The organism is Janthinobacterium sp. Ant5-2-1, assembly GCF_001445815.1.
GTDB lineage: Bacteria > Pseudomonadota > Gammaproteobacteria > Burkholderiales > Burkholderiaceae_D > Janthinobacterium > Janthinobacterium lividum_E.
In genome coordinates, this window is record NZ_LNCE01000121.1 from 1 (window position 1) to 2,234 (window position 2,234).

2 protein-coding genes are annotated in these 2,234 nt (G+C 61.4%); both read left to right on the forward strand.

The genetic code is table 11. The annotated features are described in order from the left end of the window. Positions 1 to 1,238: FtsH protease activity modulator HflK (gene hflK / locus ASN89_RS25435; RefSeq protein WP_058051201.1), on the forward strand; the 1,238-nt coding region annotated here is incomplete at its 5' end. Further along, the gene (hflC, locus tag ASN89_RS25440) at positions 1,238 to 2,125 is read left to right on the forward strand and encodes a protease modulator HflC (protein WP_058051202.1); all 888 of its coding nucleotides are present in this window, start codon (positions 1,238 to 1,240) and stop codon (positions 2,123 to 2,125) included. The genes hflK and hflC, both read left to right, overlap by 1 nt. Positions 2,126 to 2,234: the final 109 nt, after the last annotated feature.

Sequence of the window (2,234 nt, forward strand, 5' to 3'; positions counted from 1 at the left end):
GCTGGGGCAATCGCAAGGACGACGGCAAGAAAGCCCAAGAAGGCAAAAAGCCCGGCGAAGGTCCGCCGGACCTCGATCAGTTGTGGCGCGATTTCAATCAGCGCCTGAACGCCTTTTTCGGACAGAAGAACCGTCCCGACAACGGCGGCAATAACAACGGCGGCGGCAGCGGCCCGCGTCCTGACATGAAGGGCGCCGGCATCACCGCCGGCGTGGTCGGCGTGATCGCCGTCTTCATCTGGCTCGCCAGCGGCGCCTTCATCGTGCAAGAGGGCCAGAGCGGCGTGGTGCTGACGTTTGGCCAATACACGCGCACGGCGCCGGCCGGTCTCAACTGGCGCTGGCCGTATCCGTTCCAGACCGATGAAACCGTCAACGTGTCGCAAGTGCGCACGGTGGAAGTCGGGTATCGCACGTCGCTGCGCAACAAGCAGGCCAGCGAGTCGCTGATGCTGACGGACGATGAAAACATCATCGATATCCAGTTCGCGGTGCAGTACACCTTGAAAGATCCCGTGGAATGGCTGTTCAGCCTGCGCGACCAGGAAGACACCTTGCGCCAGGTCGCCGAGACGGCGATCCGCGAAGTGGTCGGCCGCAGCAAGATGGACTTCGTGCTGTATGAAGGCCGCGAAAAAGTGGCCTTCGACACGCAGAAATTGATGCAGCAGATTCTTGAAGATTACAAGGCTGGCGTGTTGATTAACAACGTGACGATGCAGGCCGTGCAGCCGCCGGAGCAGGTGCAAGCCGCCTTCGACGATGCCGTCAAGGCAGGCCAGGACCGTGAGCGCCAGAAGAATGAAGGCCAGGCTTACGCCAATGACGTCATTCCAAAAGCACGCGGCGCAGCATTCCGCCTGGTGCAGGAAGCCGAGGCCTACCGGGCCATGGTGACCGAGAACTCCGAAGGTAACGCGTCGCGCTTCAAGCAGGTGCTGGTCGAGTACCAGAAGGCGCCGGCCGTCACGCGCGACCGCATGTATCTGGAAACGATGCAGCAAGTGTTCAGCAGTGCCAGCAAGGTCATGGTTGATGCCAAGACGGGCAGCAATCTGCTGTATCTGCCGCTCGACAAGCTGATCGCCCAGACGGCTGCCACCGATGCTGCCGCTGCTGCCGCCCGTGCTGCCGCGACACCCGCAGCCAACACCGTTTTGCCACAGGAAGCCATGCCGACAGTAGAAGTCAATCAGCGCCGTGACAGCCGCTCTTCGCGTGAACGGGAGAGCCGCTAATGAACCGTATCGTTGCCGCCCTGATCGCGGGCTTTATCGCGATCATGCTCCTTTCCTCGACCGTGTTTGTCGTCGATCAGCGTAAATACGCCATCGTCTTCGCCCTCGGTGAAGTCAAGGACGAGATCAGCAAGCCAGGCTTGTACTTCAAGCTGCCGCCGCCGTTCCAGAACGTCATCTACCTGGACAAGCGCATCCTGACGCTCGATACGCCGGAACCGGAACGCTTTATCACGGCCGAGAAGAAGAACATCCTCGTCGACGCGTACGTGAAGTGGCGCATCGTCAATCCGAAGACCTATTTCCGCAGCTTCGGCGGCGATGAAAGCCGCGCCCGCAACCGCATGTCGCAAATCGTCAAGGCCGCCCTGAACGATGAAATCACCAAGCGCACGGTGCGCGAAGTGATCTCGGGCGAGCGTGGCAAGGTGATGCAGGCGATCAAGGCCAAGGTGGCGGCCGAGGCCGAGGCCATCGGCGTAGGCATCGTCGATGTGCGCCTGAAACGCGTCGATTACGTCGAGCAGATCAACAACTCCGTGTACGAGCGCATGAAGTCCGAGCGCGTGCGCGTGGCCAACGAGCTGCGTTCGACCGGTTCGGCCGACTCCGAGAAGATCCGCGCCGACGCCGACAAGCAGCGCACGGTGATCCTGGCCGAAGCGTACCGCGAAGCCGAGAAGATCCGCGGCGAGGGCGATGCCAAGGCATCGCAGGTGTATGCGGAAGCGTTTGGCCGGAATCCGGAGTTCTACAAGTTTTACCGTAGCCTGGAAGCTTACCGCGCCACGTTCAAGGACAAGGGCGACGTGATGGTGGTCGATCCGAGTTCGGAATTCTTCAAGTACTTCAAGGGTAACGGCACGGCCGCTCCGTCCAGGAAGTAAGGCAGCATCGAGACTGCACCTGGCCGCAAGGACGGGTGGCAGCAGCAGCGGGGCCGGCATTGACGCCGGCCCCGTGTTTTTGTGCCCGTCCAGCTGTTGAGGGAAGGCG

Coding starts and splice junctions, on each gene's coding strand:
- hflC (WP_058051202.1), top strand. CDS start 1,238: ATGAACCGTATCGTTGCCGCCCTGATCGCGGGCTTTATCGCGATCATG.